The 16,075-nt window shown below is 57.8% G+C and carries 12 protein-coding genes; 1 reads left to right on the plus strand and 11 read right to left on the minus strand.

Annotated features, from left to right (window positions below; genetic code table 11):
- Positions 1-155: 155 nt before the first annotated feature.
- The 3 genes from ACFPPD_RS26500 to ACFPPD_RS26510 form a co-directional block, all read right to left on the minus strand.
- Positions 156-2,444, minus strand: a complete 2,289-nt coding sequence (locus ACFPPD_RS26500; protein WP_378083975.1) for an ATP-binding protein — start codon at positions 2,442-2,444, stop codon at positions 156-158.
- A gap of 94 nt (positions 2,445-2,538) precedes the next feature.
- Positions 2,539-3,696 carry a glucosaminidase domain-containing protein gene (locus tag ACFPPD_RS26505; protein ID WP_209749835.1) on the minus strand — a complete coding sequence of 386 codons (1,158 nt, stop codon included), beginning with the start codon at positions 3,694-3,696 and terminating at the stop codon, positions 2,539-2,541.
- 357 nt (positions 3,697-4,053) lie between these two features.
- Entirely contained in the window at positions 4,054-5,025 is a 972-nt protein-coding gene (locus ACFPPD_RS26510) for a ring-cleaving dioxygenase (protein WP_209749834.1), read from the minus strand.
- 160 nt (positions 5,026-5,185) lie between these two features.
- Here ACFPPD_RS26510 and ACFPPD_RS26515 point away from each other — a divergent pair, with 160 nt between their 5' ends.
- Complete coding sequence (locus ACFPPD_RS26515) at positions 5,186-5,836, plus strand: metal-dependent hydrolase (protein ID WP_209749833.1); 651 nt, start codon at positions 5,186-5,188, stop codon at positions 5,834-5,836.
- A gap of 573 nt (positions 5,837-6,409) precedes the next feature.
- On the opposite strand, the gene ACFPPD_RS26520 is transcribed toward ACFPPD_RS26515, so the two are convergent.
- From ACFPPD_RS26520 to ACFPPD_RS26555, 8 genes are all read right to left on the minus strand, one after another.
- Positions 6,410-6,760, minus strand: a complete 351-nt coding sequence (locus ACFPPD_RS26520) for a PH domain-containing protein (protein WP_209749832.1) — start codon at positions 6,758-6,760, stop codon at positions 6,410-6,412.
- 55 nt (positions 6,761-6,815) lie between these two features.
- Positions 6,816-11,276 (minus strand): DEAD/DEAH box helicase, encoded by a 4,461-nt coding sequence (locus ACFPPD_RS26525; protein WP_209749831.1) that lies wholly within the window; start codon positions 11,274-11,276, stop codon positions 6,816-6,818.
- Between the two features lie 65 nt (positions 11,277-11,341).
- Positions 11,342-13,081 carry an ABC transporter ATP-binding protein gene (locus tag ACFPPD_RS26530; RefSeq protein WP_209749830.1) on the minus strand — a complete coding sequence of 580 codons (1,740 nt, stop codon included), beginning with the start codon at positions 13,079-13,081 and terminating at the stop codon, positions 11,342-11,344.
- A 21-nt stretch (positions 13,082-13,102) separates the two neighbouring features.
- Positions 13,103-13,309 carry a hypothetical protein gene (locus ACFPPD_RS26535; RefSeq protein ID WP_209749829.1) on the minus strand — a complete coding sequence of 69 codons (207 nt, stop codon included), beginning with the start codon at positions 13,307-13,309 and terminating at the stop codon, positions 13,103-13,105.
- Positions 13,310-13,351: 42 nt separating this feature from the next.
- Positions 13,352-13,882: a GNAT family N-acetyltransferase gene (locus ACFPPD_RS26540; RefSeq protein WP_378083982.1), complete on the minus strand. Its 531-nt coding sequence runs from the start codon at positions 13,880-13,882 to the stop codon at positions 13,352-13,354.
- 76 nt (positions 13,883-13,958) lie between these two features.
- Complete coding sequence (locus tag ACFPPD_RS26545; protein WP_209749828.1) at positions 13,959-14,741, minus strand: M15 family metallopeptidase; 783 nt, start codon at positions 14,739-14,741, stop codon at positions 13,959-13,961.
- Positions 14,742-14,761: 20 nt separating this feature from the next.
- Positions 14,762-15,058 carry a YqkE family protein gene (locus ACFPPD_RS26550; RefSeq protein ID WP_209749827.1) on the minus strand — a complete coding sequence of 99 codons (297 nt, stop codon included), beginning with the start codon at positions 15,056-15,058 and terminating at the stop codon, positions 14,762-14,764.
- A gap of 19 nt (positions 15,059-15,077) precedes the next feature.
- Positions 15,078-15,995 carry a glycerophosphodiester phosphodiesterase gene (locus ACFPPD_RS26555; RefSeq protein ID WP_378083985.1) on the minus strand — a complete coding sequence of 306 codons (918 nt, stop codon included), beginning with the start codon at positions 15,993-15,995 and terminating at the stop codon, positions 15,078-15,080.
- Positions 15,996-16,075: the final 80 nt, after the last annotated feature.

Here is a 16,075-nt window from a genome sequence, read left to right on the forward strand (position 1 = left end):
TCTCCACCAGCTGCCCGTCAGCTACGAGGCGACTTGGCTCTTACCTCGACCGGACTTTCACCGGCTAGTTGTGCCTAACTTGGCTAGGCGCGCAATCGTCTAAAAAAAATCCCGCATAAGCGGGATTTTACTGTCGTCATACTCGTGATCGAAGATCAATTCGCCGTCGTTTTCGCGCCGGCGACGGGGAACCGGATTTCCACGCACGTGCCTTCCCCGAGCTTGCTGCTGACGCTCATCGTGCCCTTATGGTTCGCGATGATCCGCTGGCTGACCATGAGGCCGAGACCGTTGCCTGAAGCTTTGCGAGTGAAGAACGGCTCGCCGAGTCGCGCGAGATCTTCGTCGGAAATGCCTATCCCTTCGTCGATAAATCGTAAGACGACGGAATCGCGCGAAGGTTCGCCTTCCAATTCGATGACGATCGCGCCCCCTTGATCCATCGCTTCGATGCTGTTCTTTATGATGTTTAGAAATACTTGCTTCAGCTGGTTCGAGTCGCCGACGATCGTCGGCACGTCGTAACCGAACGACGTCTCGAAGACGACGTTCGTTAAGCTCGCTTGCGAATCGAGCAATGAGATCATATCGTTCAGCAGATGCCGCACGTCAATATCCTCGTACTTGTTAACCTGCGGCTTTGCAAGAACGAGAAACTCGCTGACGATGAAGTTGATCCGGTCCAGCTCGGATAGCATAATGTCCAAATACCCGTCGGACAAGCTTCCTTGCTGCTTGTTCAGCTGCACGAATCCTCTCAGCGTCGTCAGCGGATTGCGGATCTCGTGCGCTACGCCCGCCGCGAGCTGACCGATGACCGACAGCTTCTCCGTTCGCAGGATGACTTCCTCGGTTTGCTTCCTCGCCGTGATGTTCCGGCAGATTTCGGCGATGGCCACCACTTCCCCCGACTCGCTCCGAATCGGCGAAACGGTAATGCTGACGTCGATCGTCCGGCCGTCCGTCCGCTCCCGCACCGTCTCGAAGTCGGCGACGGACTCGCCGCGCATGATTCTCTCCCGGATGTCGGCATATTCCGCGGAATAACCCTCCGGCACGTGCCGAAGCTCGCGATTCATCGCCTCCTGCAGGCTCCAGCCGAACATCGATTCGAAGGCATCGTTCGCTTGAATGACGCGACCGTCCAGATCGGTCACGACGATCGCGTCCGACGTGTTCGTGACGAACGATTCCAAGTATTCCTTCGTGCTCCTCAGTTCCTCCGCCGAATCCCGCAATCGGCCCATGTACGACTGCAGATTGTCCGCCATCGCGTTCACGCTCGCGGACAACAGGCCCAGTTCATCCCGTCTGCGGATCTCGATCGGGCTGCCGAACTTGCCGCCCGCCATTTCGTTGACGTTGTTCAGAATCGAACGAAGCGGACGGATCAAGAATCCGGACAAGACGTAGCTCGCGAACCACGAGACGACGACAAGGCCCAGCGAGATGGTAGCATACAGCCATAATTGTTCGTTCAACGATGCTTGAATCGTCCCGTAATCGAAGCTGATGCCGACGACGAGCGGCTTCTCGCCGCCGATCGGCACGAAACTTCTCATGACGTTCTTGTCGCCGATATTCGCTTTCGTGATCGTCATCTCGCCCGAAGAGGCCGCCCGTTTGACAAGCTCGACATCCGCTGCCCCGTCGTTCAGCAAGTATTGACCGAACGGTACGGCGCGTACGTCCAAGTTATGGACGGCGACGCCTTTTTTGATTTTCACGATTTCCGGCTTGCCGAAGAACTCCGGATCGAACCCGGCGATCTCGATAATGTCGTCGTTATCCTGCAGCAGCCGGCGAATGAGCGCCTCCGTGCCGACGTTGTTCTCGTAATCGAGAAACACCTGCGCGTTCACGTAAGGATTGATCATATAGTCGGTAGTGCCGTCGTAATAGTTGCCCCATTTGTTGATGCGGGTCGGATCGGAAGTGGCGTATTGGTAAGGTCCCGACCAATAGTGGGGAAGCGTTAGCCCTTTGGGCACCGCGACATCCTTCAAGTCGAACAATTGGTTGAAGGCGGTATACCAATAATCCCATGTCTTCGATCCCAGGTTCAGCTCGTTCGGATCGGACGATTTGACCACGACGATATCGTCGGGGGTCCGCTTCCATAAGGAAATATGATCGACGCCGAGCTTGCGGCTTAGCGCGGCCAATTGCTCGTTGGAGACGCGATCGGCGCGCGGATCGAGCTCCGCCTGCGCGGTCAACGCGACCGCCCGAAGCTTCTCGCCGAGCGATTCTTCCATATAACGCTTCGACTTCTCCGCCGCGTCGAGACTCGATCCGATCTGCTTGGCGATCGTCAGCATTTGTTGCTCCGCGTTGTCGCGCAAACCGGACTGGGAGGAATAATAATAGATCGATATATTCAACCCCAGAATGAAAGTCACGATAATGGAAATGAGAAGGGAAAGCTTGGCTTTGATCGTCAAGGGATGGCCTCCGGACTGGACTGGGATGTCACTACTTCTATTCAATTAGACACGATTCGACAATATCCTTTTTTCTCCGATCGTTCGTTTTTCGCTAGGCGGCGTTTATTTTCTGGAAATCTTTTTTCATGATCGATTTGACGAGGCCGGACCACTTCGCGTTCGCGGGACAATATTTTCTGGCGACTTTTTCGATCGTCGTATAACCTTTTTCCACGTAGTTAGCGGAGAGCAGTTGCCCGAATTTCCTGACGCTGTCCCCTTTCGTCTCGAAAGAGAAAGCCCTGTTGTGAGCGTCCCCCGAAATGGCGTTCAACCCGAACAAGTTATTTTTCTTCTTGGCGATTTTACTGCTGCCGTTGCCGCTCTCCAGCTTCATGACGGCGATCGTGAACAGCGCGTTGATTCCGTATTCCTCTTCGACTTCCAGCACCGTCTGCTCGAGCCCGTGGCCGGCCAGCGCTGTCCCTTCGAAGATTTCCGCGATGTCCGCAACGCTCAAGCCGGAATCGGTCTCGACTTTAGACGTCGGTTGCGACGGGACGTCGCCTTCGTCCTTCGCGGACCCGGAATCGCGCTTATTCGCAAGTATTTGTTCGGAAAACTGCCGTAATGCTTCGTTATGTACTGGAGTTCCCGCGTCGTTCGGATTCGCTCCCGGCATCGCCTTTCTCGCCGCTTCCGCGACCGCGCCTTCTTGCGGCGGTTGCTCCGGCTTCTCTCGCGCGGGCGAGTATGGAACCGGCTCGGCATATCCGCCGTGCACGAACCCTTCCCCCTTTAACGCAAGCCATCCGTGCGACGTCTCGGCGTCGATCTCGAGCAACGTTCCTTTCTTGACGACCTTCAGCACCTCGGACGACGGGCTCGCGCTCGCCCTGACGTTCAAGTAATAGGCGGTAACGACGTATGTATTCGGAGGAGGAGCCGAAGATACGGCGACGGACGAGATTTGCACCTCGTCATGGGCGTTCTTGGGAACGTCCGCGGACAATGCGACGGCCGGCGACGGTTCGGATACGGGGGCGACCGGTGCCGGAGGAGCTGATACGGATACGGGGACGGGGACGGCGAGGGCCAAAGCGGCTTCAGACGGGCTTATGGCGACGATGGACTTAAGGGGTTGGGTATATTGGGGAGCCGCGAACGCGGAAACCGCGCTTTCCGCGGGGTGGGCTCTGACGCCCAAGGTAACGATCAAGGCAAGGCCGAGCCCGTAAACGAGCGACGCGCGAAACGAATTCCTACACATGACTACACCTCTTTCCGGTAATGGTGAAGTGACTCGCAGTAATGTTGGTATGATTGTACATATATGCGGGTGAAAAGCTTGTCATTCTTTCGTTGAAGAAATGTTGTGTTTTTGTCGATCTGGCAGAGAGATCATTAATATTTTCTCATTTTGCCCCGATGATGATCTGACGAGCTTGTTGGCGGGCTGATTCGTCATCGTCGTGAACGGCGTGCAAATGTGCTCGTTGACCCCGCTACGTTATCGATGTCGTCAAAGATCTCAAGCAAACGCAAAGAAGGCATGGCCGGCGGCCATGCCTTCTTTGCGTTCCTATCGCCTTCGCCTTCGCCATTGTCCGGTCGATACGGCTAACGGTTAACTCCTGCGAGTGTCGAGCGGTTTCAGCTTCGATTCGATCTGTTTGCGCTTCGGCTCTAGGAAAGGCGGCAACGCGAGCGATTCGCCGAGCGTCTCGAACGGCTCGTCCGTCGCGAAGCCGGGACCGTCCGTCGCCAATTCGAACAGGATGCCGTTCGGCTCGCGGAAATAAAGAGAACCGAAATAATAGCGTTCGACGTATCCCGAGTTCGGAATGCGAAACTGAATCACGATGTTGATCCATGCTTGCATCTCTTCCTGGTCCGCGACCCGAAACGCAACGTGATGGACGCCGCCCTTGCCCGGGGAGGCGACGGACAGATCGGTTCTCGTCTCAACCTGCACTTCCGCGCCCGAGCCGCCTTCGCCGGCTTGCATGACGATGATGTCGGGTTGATCGGCGACGAATGCGGGAACGCGCGACTTTTCCTTGAATCCGAGCAGACCGAGCACGGCCAACGTCGATTCGGGCTTACGGACGGTCAGCGTCACCGGACCGAGTCCGGTAATCGCATGCTCGGAAGGGACGGCGCCTTGCGCCCAAGGCGTTCCCGCCGCTACGCCGAAGTTGCGTTCGTCCGAAACGAGCGCAAGACGTTGGCCTTCCGGGTCCTCGAAGAACAGCGACCGGCGCCCCGCATGCTCCGCTACCGGATCGTGCTTCACGCCCCGATCATCGAATCTCTTCTCCCAATAATCGAGCGAGACGTCGCTAGGCACGCGGAGAGACGTCCGCGAGATGCTGCTGACGCCGTGCTTGCCCGGCGCGATACCCGGAAAATCGAAAAAAGTGAGCTCGGTGCCCGGATTGCCCTTCTCGTCTCCGTAGAACAAATGATAAGCGGTCGTATCGTCTTGATTGACCGTTTTCTTAACTAGCCTCATCCCTAGCGTGTCCGTGTAGAAGTTATAGTTCGACTTGACGTCGCCCGTCATCGCGGACAAATGGTGCAGTCCTTTTACGTTCATCCTCGTACTTCCTCTCGCGAATTTAGTCGTCCGGACGCATATCGGCCCGGGCGTGTTGGCTATATAATGAATAAGCAAACATACGTTTGCATCTTATGCCGCCGAGTCGCATAAGCTTCATCGACTTGATCGAACATCCAGAAATCGGAGGACATCGCGCATGAAAGGCTCGACCCATCTCGCCATCGGAGGCGCCATCGGAGTTGCCGCCTCCTTGTACTATCCGTTCTCGATGAACGGCACTCTGACTTACTTGTCGGTCGCGTGCTTGTCCGCGCTGAGTCCGGACTTGGACGGTCCGAATCTGATCAACGGGAAGCTGCGGATCAATCAGTTATCCAAGCTTCTGCGCGAGTCCGCCATATGGGGCGGATTGCTGGCGGCGCTCTCTTGCGGGTATCTCTACGTTGTCCGGGACAAAGCCTACCCGGAGCTCGCGACGGTCTCCGTCGCCGTCTTTCTTCTCGGCCTCGTCGCGAAGGAGGGCGCGATCCGCAATGCTGTCGTTAGCTTGATCGGATGCGGTCTTCTCTATGCCGGCGCAAGCGAACGGGAAAGCTGGTTGGTCGGCTTGGGCGTCTACGTCGCCATCGCTCCCTGGCTCGCCCATCGCGGGATGACGCACACCGTTTGGGTGCTCGCCGCCTGGGGCGCGATCGGATCCGGCCTCGAATCCCGGTTGGATCTCGAAGGAATCATGGCGGTCGCCTTGGCCGGATACGCTTCGCATCTGATCGCCGATACGCTGACGCCGAGCGGCGTCAAGTGGCTGTACCCGATCGTCAAAACGACGTTTAAGCTAAGACCGTAAGCGCGAAAGAAGACAGGCCCTCCGACCGGGAGCGGGTTCCGTTTCGAGGTGCAAAAGGGGCAATTGACACTTCAAATGACAATGAAATTGACACCTGAAATGACATGCATTATTTCGTTGCAATAAAATTATTGCATCAAAATTTTATCACGTCATTTTACATGTCATGAAGAATGACTTACAAAGCTCTTGAGACAGGAGATTGTTCGAAAAATCGTACAAAGCAGGCAGGCAATAGTCTTCAGGCAGGTGATTTGTGTGAAAAATCGTACAATACAAGCTGGCAGTTATCTTTAAACGGAGGTTTTGTACGAAAAACCACACTAAATGGGCAGGAAGTCGTATTGAGTCAGGGGCATTGTACGAAAAAACGTACAAAACATGACCCCAAACCTCGACATCGCATGAGAAAGCAATCTTAAACAACAATTGCGCAGAACAAAGATAAGAAAAATGACGATCACTGATGTTGTCAGTTTGAGCGTCATTTTTCTTGTCACATGCTTTGCACCCGAAAACGGAACCCGTTACTCCGACCGGAGCGGCCTGTCTTCTTCTCGTGGCGGCGCCCGCTTACGCTTGCACTTCCGTCAGCTCCTGCGCCTTGTTCTTGATTCTCGCGGTTTCCGAGGCTTGGCTGAGCAAATCCGACACTTCCACGCTGCCTCGAATATTCCGCAACGTATAGGTCGGATTCGTCGCATCCGTCGAGTGGATCGTGATGTCGCCGAACTTCAAGATCCGCTCCAGCAGGTTGCGCTTCACGGAGATGTCGCGTACGCGGTACAACTGGATCTCCTCGCGTTTCTTCGTGAGTATGCCGCGTTCCACGATGACTCTGCGCTCCGTGATCTGATAGCGGGTAAAGCTCGGAATCCCGTAGTTGAAAGGCTTGCCTTCCCACAAGACGTTCTCGTTCAACATCGCGACAGCTCCCTCTATTGGATGATTTCATCTTCCATTGTACACGAGAGGCGGATTATCTCAACCAGAAGACGAGAGATTGCCTGTCCCGCTCGCCGCCGAGCTTCTTCAGCCGATCGCCCGCTTCCGTCTCGGAGATCGGGACGCCGTTCCACGCGTCGACTTTCACCTTGACGAGATTGCGCCTGCGCAAAATCGTCTGCAGCGTCGATTGAACGACTTCCGCCTGCTCCGATAACGGCATCTCCCCGGCGAGACTATGAATCTTCTTTCCATTGCCTTCGATCCAGAACAGCCAGCAGCCATCCCTAAGGACGAGGAAATTGCCCGGTTTGCGGGAGAAGGACGACGCGGCGCCATTGTCCGGTTGCGGCCAGTCGACGAGCAAGCCGTACGGATTGGCCGGGTCAACGGAACATAAAACCGTTAACCCGGAAGACGACAAAGCCGGCAGCGGCTGCCGCACCGCCTCCGCGAGTTCTCGCGTCGTGAACTGGACGGCAGACATCCCTTGTATGTAGGCTCCTCTCGTTAAAGCGCCCCATTCCTCCAGCTTCTTCAGCACGGGATAGAACGTTTCCCACGGATAAGGCGCAAGCTTGGAGACCAACTCCTTGTTGACGATGCCGAACGACTGCAACAGATGGCGCGCCCATCCGAGCACCGGCGACCGTTCCGAATCGCGCCGATCGCCCGCCGTCCAATCCGAGGTCGGTTCGATAAGGGCGAAGGTATCGGCATCGACGGACTTGTCTCCGTCGCCTAGCAAGCTCGTCGCGTACCACCGTCCGAGGCCCGAGCCCGTTCTCGCCCATTGGCCGTGCTTCGTGCTGTCGTGAAGCCTGAGCGGCGCGAACTGATCGTTCGAGACGCGGCCTTCCCAGACGAGCTCGATCAACTCCGCGACCAGCTCCGACGGCTGGCGTTCCGTTTCCCGGCATAGCCGGGTCAGGAAGCTCGCGCCGCCTTGGCGCAGCAGCTCCAACAATTCCGGATGTTGCGTCGGACGGACCGCATCGTCTATCGAGACGAGAGGCAGGTAGAGGGCTCGGGAACCGGCGAGGAAAAAGGCGACTTTGCCTTCCGCTCCGTCTTCCTCCTTGCGTCCGAGCCATACGATCTCGCCCGAGGCGCATAACAGATCGAGTTGATCCTTCTTATAGGCCGTCACCCGAGATGGAAAGATGACCGTTTCCCAATGGGACAACGGCAAGTAAATTCCTTGCAGCCGTTCGATGACGGACAGCAGCCCTTCGCCCCCCTGCTGCTGCGCGCCGCTCAGAGCATGCTGCATGAAGGCGATCCGGCTGCACCACGCGGCCGGATCGATCGGCTCCGCTTTGCTTCTCGCGATCCGAATCGTCGATCGCACGATACGCGAAGCCACCTTGGCGCTCGACCACATTCTCTCGTTCTCGTCCGCGGCGTGCGGAGCCCGCTCGATGATGCCTTGGCCGACGAGATCGTCGACCGTGTTCCTCGCCTGCGCTAACGTCATCGCCGGGTATCGATCGCATAGCTCCGCTTCGGTGAAGGACAGTACGCGATCCGCGTACCGCCCGACGACGAACGCCGACGACTTCTTGTCGTCAGGGAAAGCCGAGTACACGTCCGTCTCGTCCGCGGCGATCCAACGGTACTCGCCGTCTCCGGCCGGATCGACCGTCGCCGCCCGCCCTTTCTCTTGGAGCTCGCGAAGCCAACCGAGCGCGCCCTCTCCGGCCAGCTTCGCGATCTCGGCCGACGTCATGTCTCCGCGCGCCTTGAGTAGCGCGGCAAGTTCCTCGGCGTTGGCCGGCTTTCGGTCCGGTTCGCTTAGCCGAGCGCGTTCATGGGCGAGCGCTTCTTGGCCGGACGGCGCCGCGTATGCGTCCGTGTCGAACAATCGGGAAGCCATTTCCTTGCTGACGCTCAGCAGATGAAGCTTCGTCGTCTCGTCCAGACCGTCTCCTTCGTACACTTTCATGTTCGCGTAATCCGCGATGAATTGCGCCGCGAGCGGAGAAGGATACGGCGTTTCCTTGAATACCAGCCTCAGCTCGCCCGAACCGATTCGCCCGAGCAACAGCTTCAGATCGTCGACGCGGAGCTCGTCCCGCAAACATTCCCTCATGGCCTCGTGAAGATAGGGGAAATCGTCCGCGTAGGGCAACGCCCCGCGCAGCAGCTCTTCGCTGCGCAGCCTCTTCTGCCAGAGCGGCGTGCGCGTGAAGCTTCTCGACAGAAGAAGGGAATTCTCCGCGATGCGCCGGAAGGCGATGCCGAGCAGCGGCGAGCCGGAGATCGCCTCCGTCAGCAGAAGCTCGACGCTCTCCGGCGTCACTTGGGAGACGACGTTCATCCACGACGAATCCCATTCCGGCATGACGAATTCGATGCCGCCGTCCTTGGCGTTGCCGTACGGCCGATAGGGTCTTAACTGCTCGAAATGCCGTTCGATCGCCAGCAGCCACGCCCGGTTGACCGTTCGCCCGAACACGCTATGGATGATGATGCGCGTCTGATTCATGACGTCCCGGTATTGCTCCACGACGATCGTCCGGTCCGTCGGGACGGCGCAAGCACGATGCTGCGCGCGGACGAAACCGATCAACTCCGCCGAAGATGTCTCGTCGAGCGCGTATTGCGAGGCGAGCCACTCCGTCGCATGTTCGTCCAATTCCTTCTCGCGCACGGTTACCTTCGCGTCCTCGTCGTCATCGACATTCGCCGATATTCCGCCTTCTTCGTCTAAAGCCAGCTTCTCGGACAATTCGCGCAGAAACGCACCCGTCGCCGTGCCGACCTCGAAAGATCGGCTGCCCGCCTCGTTGCGCCAGAACGGAATTTCGCTGAAGCGGTTGCCCGCTTCGCTCACGTACACCCTGTCATTGCGGATTTCCCTGATCATCCATGAACTCGTGCCGAGCTGGAACACGTCGCCAACGCGGCTTTCCTGGATGTATTCCTCGTCCAATTCTCCGAGATGGGCGCGGCTCTCGAGATGATGAACCGGATAATTGCCCGTCTGGGGAATGGTCCCCACGCCGGTGATCGCGGCCATCGCCGTATTGCTTCTGCCCTTCACCGTTTTCGCTCTCCGGTCCCAATCGATCAACGGCTTCGCGAACGGATAGAAGCCCGACAGCACGAGAAGCATTTGTTCCAGTCTCGCGTAAGGAAACCCGTTATAACTGTCGCAGCCTTGAACGAAGCGGTGCAACGCTTCGACCGGCCATGCTTCGGCCGCGGCCATCGAAACGATATGTTGCGAGAGCACGTCCATCGGACTGTCCGGGATGCGGATCTCTTCGATCTGACGAAGCGAGATTTGCCTGGCGAGCACCGCCATCTCGGGCAGCGCCGCCTTGCTGCGGGCGATCATCACCCCTTGGCTGGCTTCGCCGACGGCATGGCCCGCCCGGCCGATCCGCTGGATGCCGCGCGCGGCTTCCTGCGGGGAATCGATCTGGATGACCCGGTCGATATGACCGATGTCGATGCCGAGCTCGAGCGAGGACGTCGCCACGATGCAGCGCAGCTTGCCTTCCTTTAACTGCTTCTCGACGTCCAAGCGCAGCTCCTTCGACAAGCTTCCATGATGGGAGCGCGCCATCTCGTAGCCGACATGGTCGTTCAGCCGCAGACATAACCGTTCGCACAGCCTTCTGCTGTTGACGAACAACAGCGCCGCGCGGCAGCCTTCGAGTTCATGTACGATCCGGTCGAGCAGCGGCAGCCAGACGGCTTCGCGATTCGTCGCCGGACGATTCTGGTCCGGCATCGTCACGCGAACGTCGATGCGCTTGCTCATCGCGCTCTCGATAATCGCGACCGCCCGGGGCCGCGCTTCCGTCTCTTCCTCGGTGCCGCGCTCCCAACCAGCCAGAAACCGGGCCACTTTCTCTAGCGGCTTCTGCGTCGCCGAGACGCCGATTCTCTGCGGTTGCTTCCCGACCAGACGGCCGAGCCTTTCGAGAGACAGCGCCAGATGGGCGCCCCGCTTGTCCGCGGCCAAATCGTGAATCTCGTCGACGACGACGTGCCGAACCGAGGTCAGCATGCCTCTGCCCTTCTCCGAAGTAAGCAACAGATAGAGAGATTCCGGCGTCGTCACGAGCAAATCCGGCGGACGGCGGATCATCGCCGCGCGCGCGGACGGCGTCGTGTCCCCGGTCCGGACGGCGCAGCGAATGCCTTCCCAAGGCACGTCTCTGCTCGCGGCCAGCGCCTCGAGTTCCTCTACGAAAGCGATCGCGTGATGATGGATATCGTTATTGAGCGCTTTTAGCGGCGTCACGTACACGATGCTAACGCCCGGCTTCTCCGGCCGCTCCCCCCGCGCTAACCCGTCCAGGCACGGAAGGAGGGCTGCCAGCGTCTTGCCCGAACCCGTCGGAGCCGCGATCAACGTATGATTCTTTGCGCCGATCGCGCGCCAAGCTTCCCGCTGAACGTCGGTCGGTTCGCCGAAAGCGGCTTCGAACCACTCCGCGATCACAGGATGAAACGGAATTGCCTGCTTGCGCTCCTTCAAGTGGCACGGCTCCTTTTTTCGAATCGCGATGCCCGGGCATCGGACGAATATCCTATTTCCGAAGGTTATAAGTTCTGCACGTTATACAATCTCGCGTACGCGCCTTCTCGTTGCATGAGCTGTTCGTGGGTGCCGCGTTCCACGATCTCTCCCCGTTCGATGACGATGATCTGATCGGCGTGCGTGATCGTGGACAACCGATGGGCGACGACCAGCGTCGTCCGGTTGTCCGACAGCGAGCTGAGCGATTCTTGAATCAAATGCTCCGATTCCAGGTCGAGCGCCGAGGTCGCTTCGTCCAAGACGAGAATCGGCGGATCCTTCAGGAAAACTCTCGCGATGGCGATCCGTTGCTTCTGACCGCCGGACAGCTTGACGCCCCGCTCGCCGATTTCCGTATCGTAGCCGGCAGGCAGGCCCATGATGAAGTCGTGCGCGTTCGCTCTTCTCGCCGCTTCGATCATTTGTTCCTCCGAAGCGTCCGGATCGCCGAGCAGGACGTTCTCCCTCACGCTGCCGCTGAACAAAATATTATCTTGAAGCACCATGCCGATGTTTGCCCGAAGGCTAATCTGGGTCACTCTCGACACGTCTTGGCCGTCGATCAGAATACGGCCTTCCCGAATATCGTAGAATCGCGGAAGCAAACCGATGAGCGACGATTTCCCGCCTCCGCTGGCGCCGACGAATGCGACCGTTTGTCCGGGTTCGATCGTCAGATCGACGTTGCGGAGCACGTCATCCGATTCGTCTTTGTACCGGAAGCTGACGTCGCGGTATTCGATGCGTCCCGCCTTCAGTTCGAGCGTCCCCGCGTCCTTCGCGTCCTTCACCTGCAGAGGTTCGCCCAGCAACTCCATGACCCGCTCCAGCGACGCCGACGCTTGCGTCAGCTCCGTCGAGGCGTTCACGAGGCGGCGCAGCGGCGTATACATGCGGTCCAGATAACTATAGAAAGCGATGAATCCGCCGACGGTCAAGTTGCCTTCGATGACGTAATAACCCCCGCACAGCAAGACGATCAGCGGCGCGACCTCCGTCAACGTATTGACGATGCCGTTCGTGAGCGCGTTCCATCTCGTGAGCGCGAGCGCCCTCTCTAGAAATTTGCCGTTGCGGATCCCGAATTGCTTCTGCTCGTATTTCTCCAGCGTGAAGCTCTTGACGACGGGAATGCCGACGACGTGTTCGTTCAAGTAGCCCTGCATGTCGGCTAAGGCTGCCGAACGAGCGCGCGCGTAGCTTCTGAGCCTTCGGTATAGTTTCACGACGGCGATGCCGTAGAAAGGAAGAATGACGATCGATAATAACGTAAGGACGACGTTCATGCTAAGCATGATGCCGAGGGCGATCATGAGCGTGAACATGTCGAGCCAGACGTTCATCATCCCGGTCTCGACGATCGACTTCGTTTGTTCCGAGTCGTTGATCATCCGGGAGATAATCTCTCCGGACTTGCGTTCTTGGTAGAAACGCAAAGAAAGCCGTTGCAAATGCGCATACAGCTTGTTGCGTAGATCGAACAAGATTCGGCTTGTCGTCAGTTGGGCAAAGTATTGGCGAAAATATTCGATCGGATAACGGATGACGACGAAGAGGACGAACGAGATACCGACCAACCATGCGAGCCGCGACAGCTTATCGTCCCGGCTCAGATCGGCTAGCAAAATATCGTCGATCGCGTATTGCAAAAAGAGCGGCGTTACCATCGGAATCGCGAACTTGAGCATGCCGATCAGCAACGTTAAAGCGACAAGCCACCTGTATGGCTTCACGAAGCGAAGATAAAGACGTAAAGTATGCATGGCGTTCCTTCTGCCCGCGATTTACTCGGCGGGCGACTTTTTCTTCTTGCGGTACAGCGGATATCTGCGTTTCTCCCTCATGACGGCTTCGACGGATACGGTTCTTTTCTTGTCGGCGCAGCTCTCGCACATCGTCGTCGTGAGCAGCGAGCCGCCGCAATAGATGCATACCCCTTCCGCTTTACGTCTGGCTCTTAACCGGCGCATCATCAGCGCGGGATCGTTCATGCCCGATTCCTCCTCTAGGGTGATCGTCTACTCGTTGTCGGGTTAGTCTCGCATGGCAGGCAATGTCTTCTCGTACTTGCTGAATAACCCGTTCTCGTTGGATGCTTGTCCCACGTGTTCATAACCGAGCTTCGAGTAAAAGCGGTTCAGCACCTCGTTGCTCGCGATACAATCGAGACGAATGACGGTTCTGCTGAGCTCCGGCGTCTGTTGCTCGACCCACTTCATCATCCGGTTGCCTACGCCTTTGCCCGAGAATTTGCGGTTGACCGCCAGCCGGTGCACGTAGACCGCGGCACCGTCGTTCGCCCTGTCTTCCCAAAGCTCGAGGTCCCATGGACTCGGATTGGCCAGCAGCATGACCATGCCGGCCGTCTTGCTTTCTTCCTTGAACAGGTACACTTCCCCGCGATTGATCGCTTCGGGCGTATTGTGCGAATCTTCTCCCCGAAGCAGCGAGTTCCACTGGGACGAGCCTTTGCTAAGCAGCCATTCGGCCGTGTTCACGAGCAACCGCATAACGTCCTGCGTGTGTTCCGGTTCTGCTCTTAATACATTCGTGAAAGCGGACACGATATCATTCCTTTCTCTTATTCGATAGGTATGCGTAGTTTTCCCGCTGCAAGGTAAAATCAACCAAGGGCGCCATCTACTCGACGTCGAAATCGAAGTAGCGGTCCGGGAAAGGTTCCTTCGTCAGCGTATAGTGCCACCATTCTTTCGAGTATGGCGTGAATCCGTACTTCGCTAACGCGTTCTTGAGGACGTTGCGGTTGGCCGTTTGCCGCTTCGTAATCAGCTTCGTCCCGTGACTGGAGATCGCGCCGAAAAAATCGTAGGGGCTGCCCATATCGACCGGGTTGCCGGTCTTCAAATCGTACAACGTCAAGTCGACGGTGCTTCCCCGGGAATGGCCCGATTTCGACGCGACGAACCCGAGCTTAAAGACGTTCGCCTTGTCGACGTCCGGGTAGAAGATCGCCTTCATCTTCGTATCCTCCGGATCCCTCGACCAACGGACGAATTGGCCGACCGCCTTCTTCGGCCGGTAGGCGTCCAGAATGAGGAGGCCGTAGCCTTGTTTCCCCAGCTCGTCCGACGCCCGCTTTAACGCTTTGGCCGCTTTGACCGTCAGAATGGCGTAAGGAGCTTTGTAGCCGTCGATCTTCTCGCCGATGAAATTGTATTCCCCGGCGTATCGAATGTTGATCTTCGCGCTCGGAACGACCTCGTCGACGTAAACAAAATCTTCGGGAAGTTTCCTCTTCTTCTCTGGAACGACCGACTTGGCCGCGCTGCCCGCCTCTGCGGAGGCAACCGCCTTCCCATTCGCCTCGGAATTCTCCGTCGCGGGGCCGGTTGCCTCCGCGCCCGTACCGAAAGCGAGCATGATCGCCATCGTGCCGATCGTCGCGCGCTTCATGCCTCTCATCGCGTTCCTCCTTCGCGACTCTATTTGAACTTCTTCCAATCTTGCGAGCTATGGTTCAACAAATACGAGAAATCATTCTCGTTGCGTTTCCGTTCGGCTTCGCGCGCTTCTTCCTGCTCGCGGCGCTTCCGTTGCGCCTTGTCCGCTTCCTCTTGCTTCAGCGCCACCGCCTGCTCCTTCAGCTTGGCGATTACGCCGGCTCCGAGCAGATCCTTCAACGTAACCGGCTTGTCGTCCCCGCTCGATCCGTTCGTTCCCGCGGCCGCTCCGACGCGAGGACGGCGGCTCGGGTTCCCTTTCTTATTGGACGTCGACATCGCTTATCTCCTTCTCCCGTTATGAGACGCTTTCCTTCCGTCCGGCTTCCTTGAGCCGGTCCGGATAATCGGTATGGACGCCGTCCGCTCCCCAGGCCAGCGCCCTATTCATGCCGGAACGGGTATTCACCGTATACGGCAGCATGAGAAGACCCGACTTTTTGACTTTCCGGACGTATTTCTCGTCGATACGGGAGAAATTGGCTCCGACTCCGTCCGCGTAAGTGGCGATGTCGGCCAACGTCACTTTGGAAAGCGGTGCCGCGCGCCGGGAATACCAGAATAACTGGTACAACGGAACGTCTTCGTCGAGAGCCCGAATTCGAAGCAAGCTGGCTTTGCTGAACGATTGTACCGCGACGCGGTTCTCGAGCCCGCGGGACCGGACGAGCGCCCACAGTTTTTCTTCGAGACCCGGATTGTCGCCGGGCGCCTTCGTCTCGAGCATGTAACGGGTCGAGTCGCCGAACTCATCGAAGATTTCCCGAAGCGTCGGCACTGTCTCCCCGACGTATTCAACATTGGCGTAGGACGGATGCTTGGCGTTAAACTTCGATCCCGCGTCCAGCGACTTGATCCGAGCCAGCGTCAAGTTCCTCGTTCGGCCGAAACCGTCCGTCGTCCTGTCTACCGAATCGTCGTGCATGGCGATCAATTCGCCGTCTTTCGTCATTTGCAAGTCGATTTCGATGTAATCCGCGTTCATGCTTACGGCCAGTCGATAAGCCGAAATCGTGTTTTCCGGGGCGTATCCCGACGCGCCGCGATGGGCGATCGCCAGTTGGAGTCCTTCGCGGGTCTCCGAAGCGGCGACGCCCGCCGTTGACGACTGGTTCATGAAAACGAACAGGCACGCCGCCGCGAAAATCGGGATTCGAGCGTTCCTGACTAGCGCGTACCGCTTGCGGGCTTTACTTTGCCGACGTTGTCTGCGCATGATATCGATCCTCCGGATGTCAGAACTCGCAACCGGCTCTCCCCGTTCCCATCCTCTATAGGATACCACGCCGGCAAGCA

The sequence above is a fragment of the Cohnella suwonensis genome (assembly GCF_042655365.1).
Classification (GTDB): domain Bacteria; phylum Bacillota; class Bacilli; order Paenibacillales; family Paenibacillaceae; genus Cohnella; species Cohnella suwonensis.

Bases quoted from the DNA above. Each gene is read 5' to 3' on its own strand.
- ACFPPD_RS26535 (WP_209749829.1), bottom strand. From the start codon at position 13,309: ATGAACGATCCCGCGCTGATGATGCGCCGGTTAAGAGCCAGACGTAAA.
- ACFPPD_RS26510 (WP_209749834.1), bottom strand. From the start codon at position 5,025: ATGAACGTAAAAGGACTGCACCATTTGTCCGCGATGACGGGCGACGTC.
- ACFPPD_RS26530 (WP_209749830.1), bottom strand. From the start codon at position 13,081: ATGCATACTTTACGTCTTTATCTTCGCTTCGTGAAGCCATACAGGTGG.
- ACFPPD_RS26545 (WP_209749828.1), bottom strand. From the start codon at position 14,741: ATGAGAGGCATGAAGCGCGCGACGATCGGCACGATGGCGATCATGCTC.
- ACFPPD_RS26520 (WP_209749832.1), bottom strand. From the start codon at position 6,760: ATGTTGAACGAGAACGTCTTGTGGGAAGGCAAGCCTTTCAACTACGGG.
- ACFPPD_RS26550 (WP_209749827.1), bottom strand. From the start codon at position 15,058: ATGTCGACGTCCAATAAGAAAGGGAACCCGAGCCGCCGTCCTCGCGTC.
- ACFPPD_RS26515 (WP_209749833.1), top strand. From the start codon at position 5,186: ATGAAAGGCTCGACCCATCTCGCCATCGGAGGCGCCATCGGAGTTGCC.
- ACFPPD_RS26505 (WP_209749835.1), bottom strand. From the start codon at position 3,696: ATGTGTAGGAATTCGTTTCGCGCGTCGCTCGTTTACGGGCTCGGCCTT.
- ACFPPD_RS26555 (WP_378083985.1), bottom strand. From the start codon at position 15,995: ATGCGCAGACAACGTCGGCAAAGTAAAGCCCGCAAGCGGTACGCGCTA.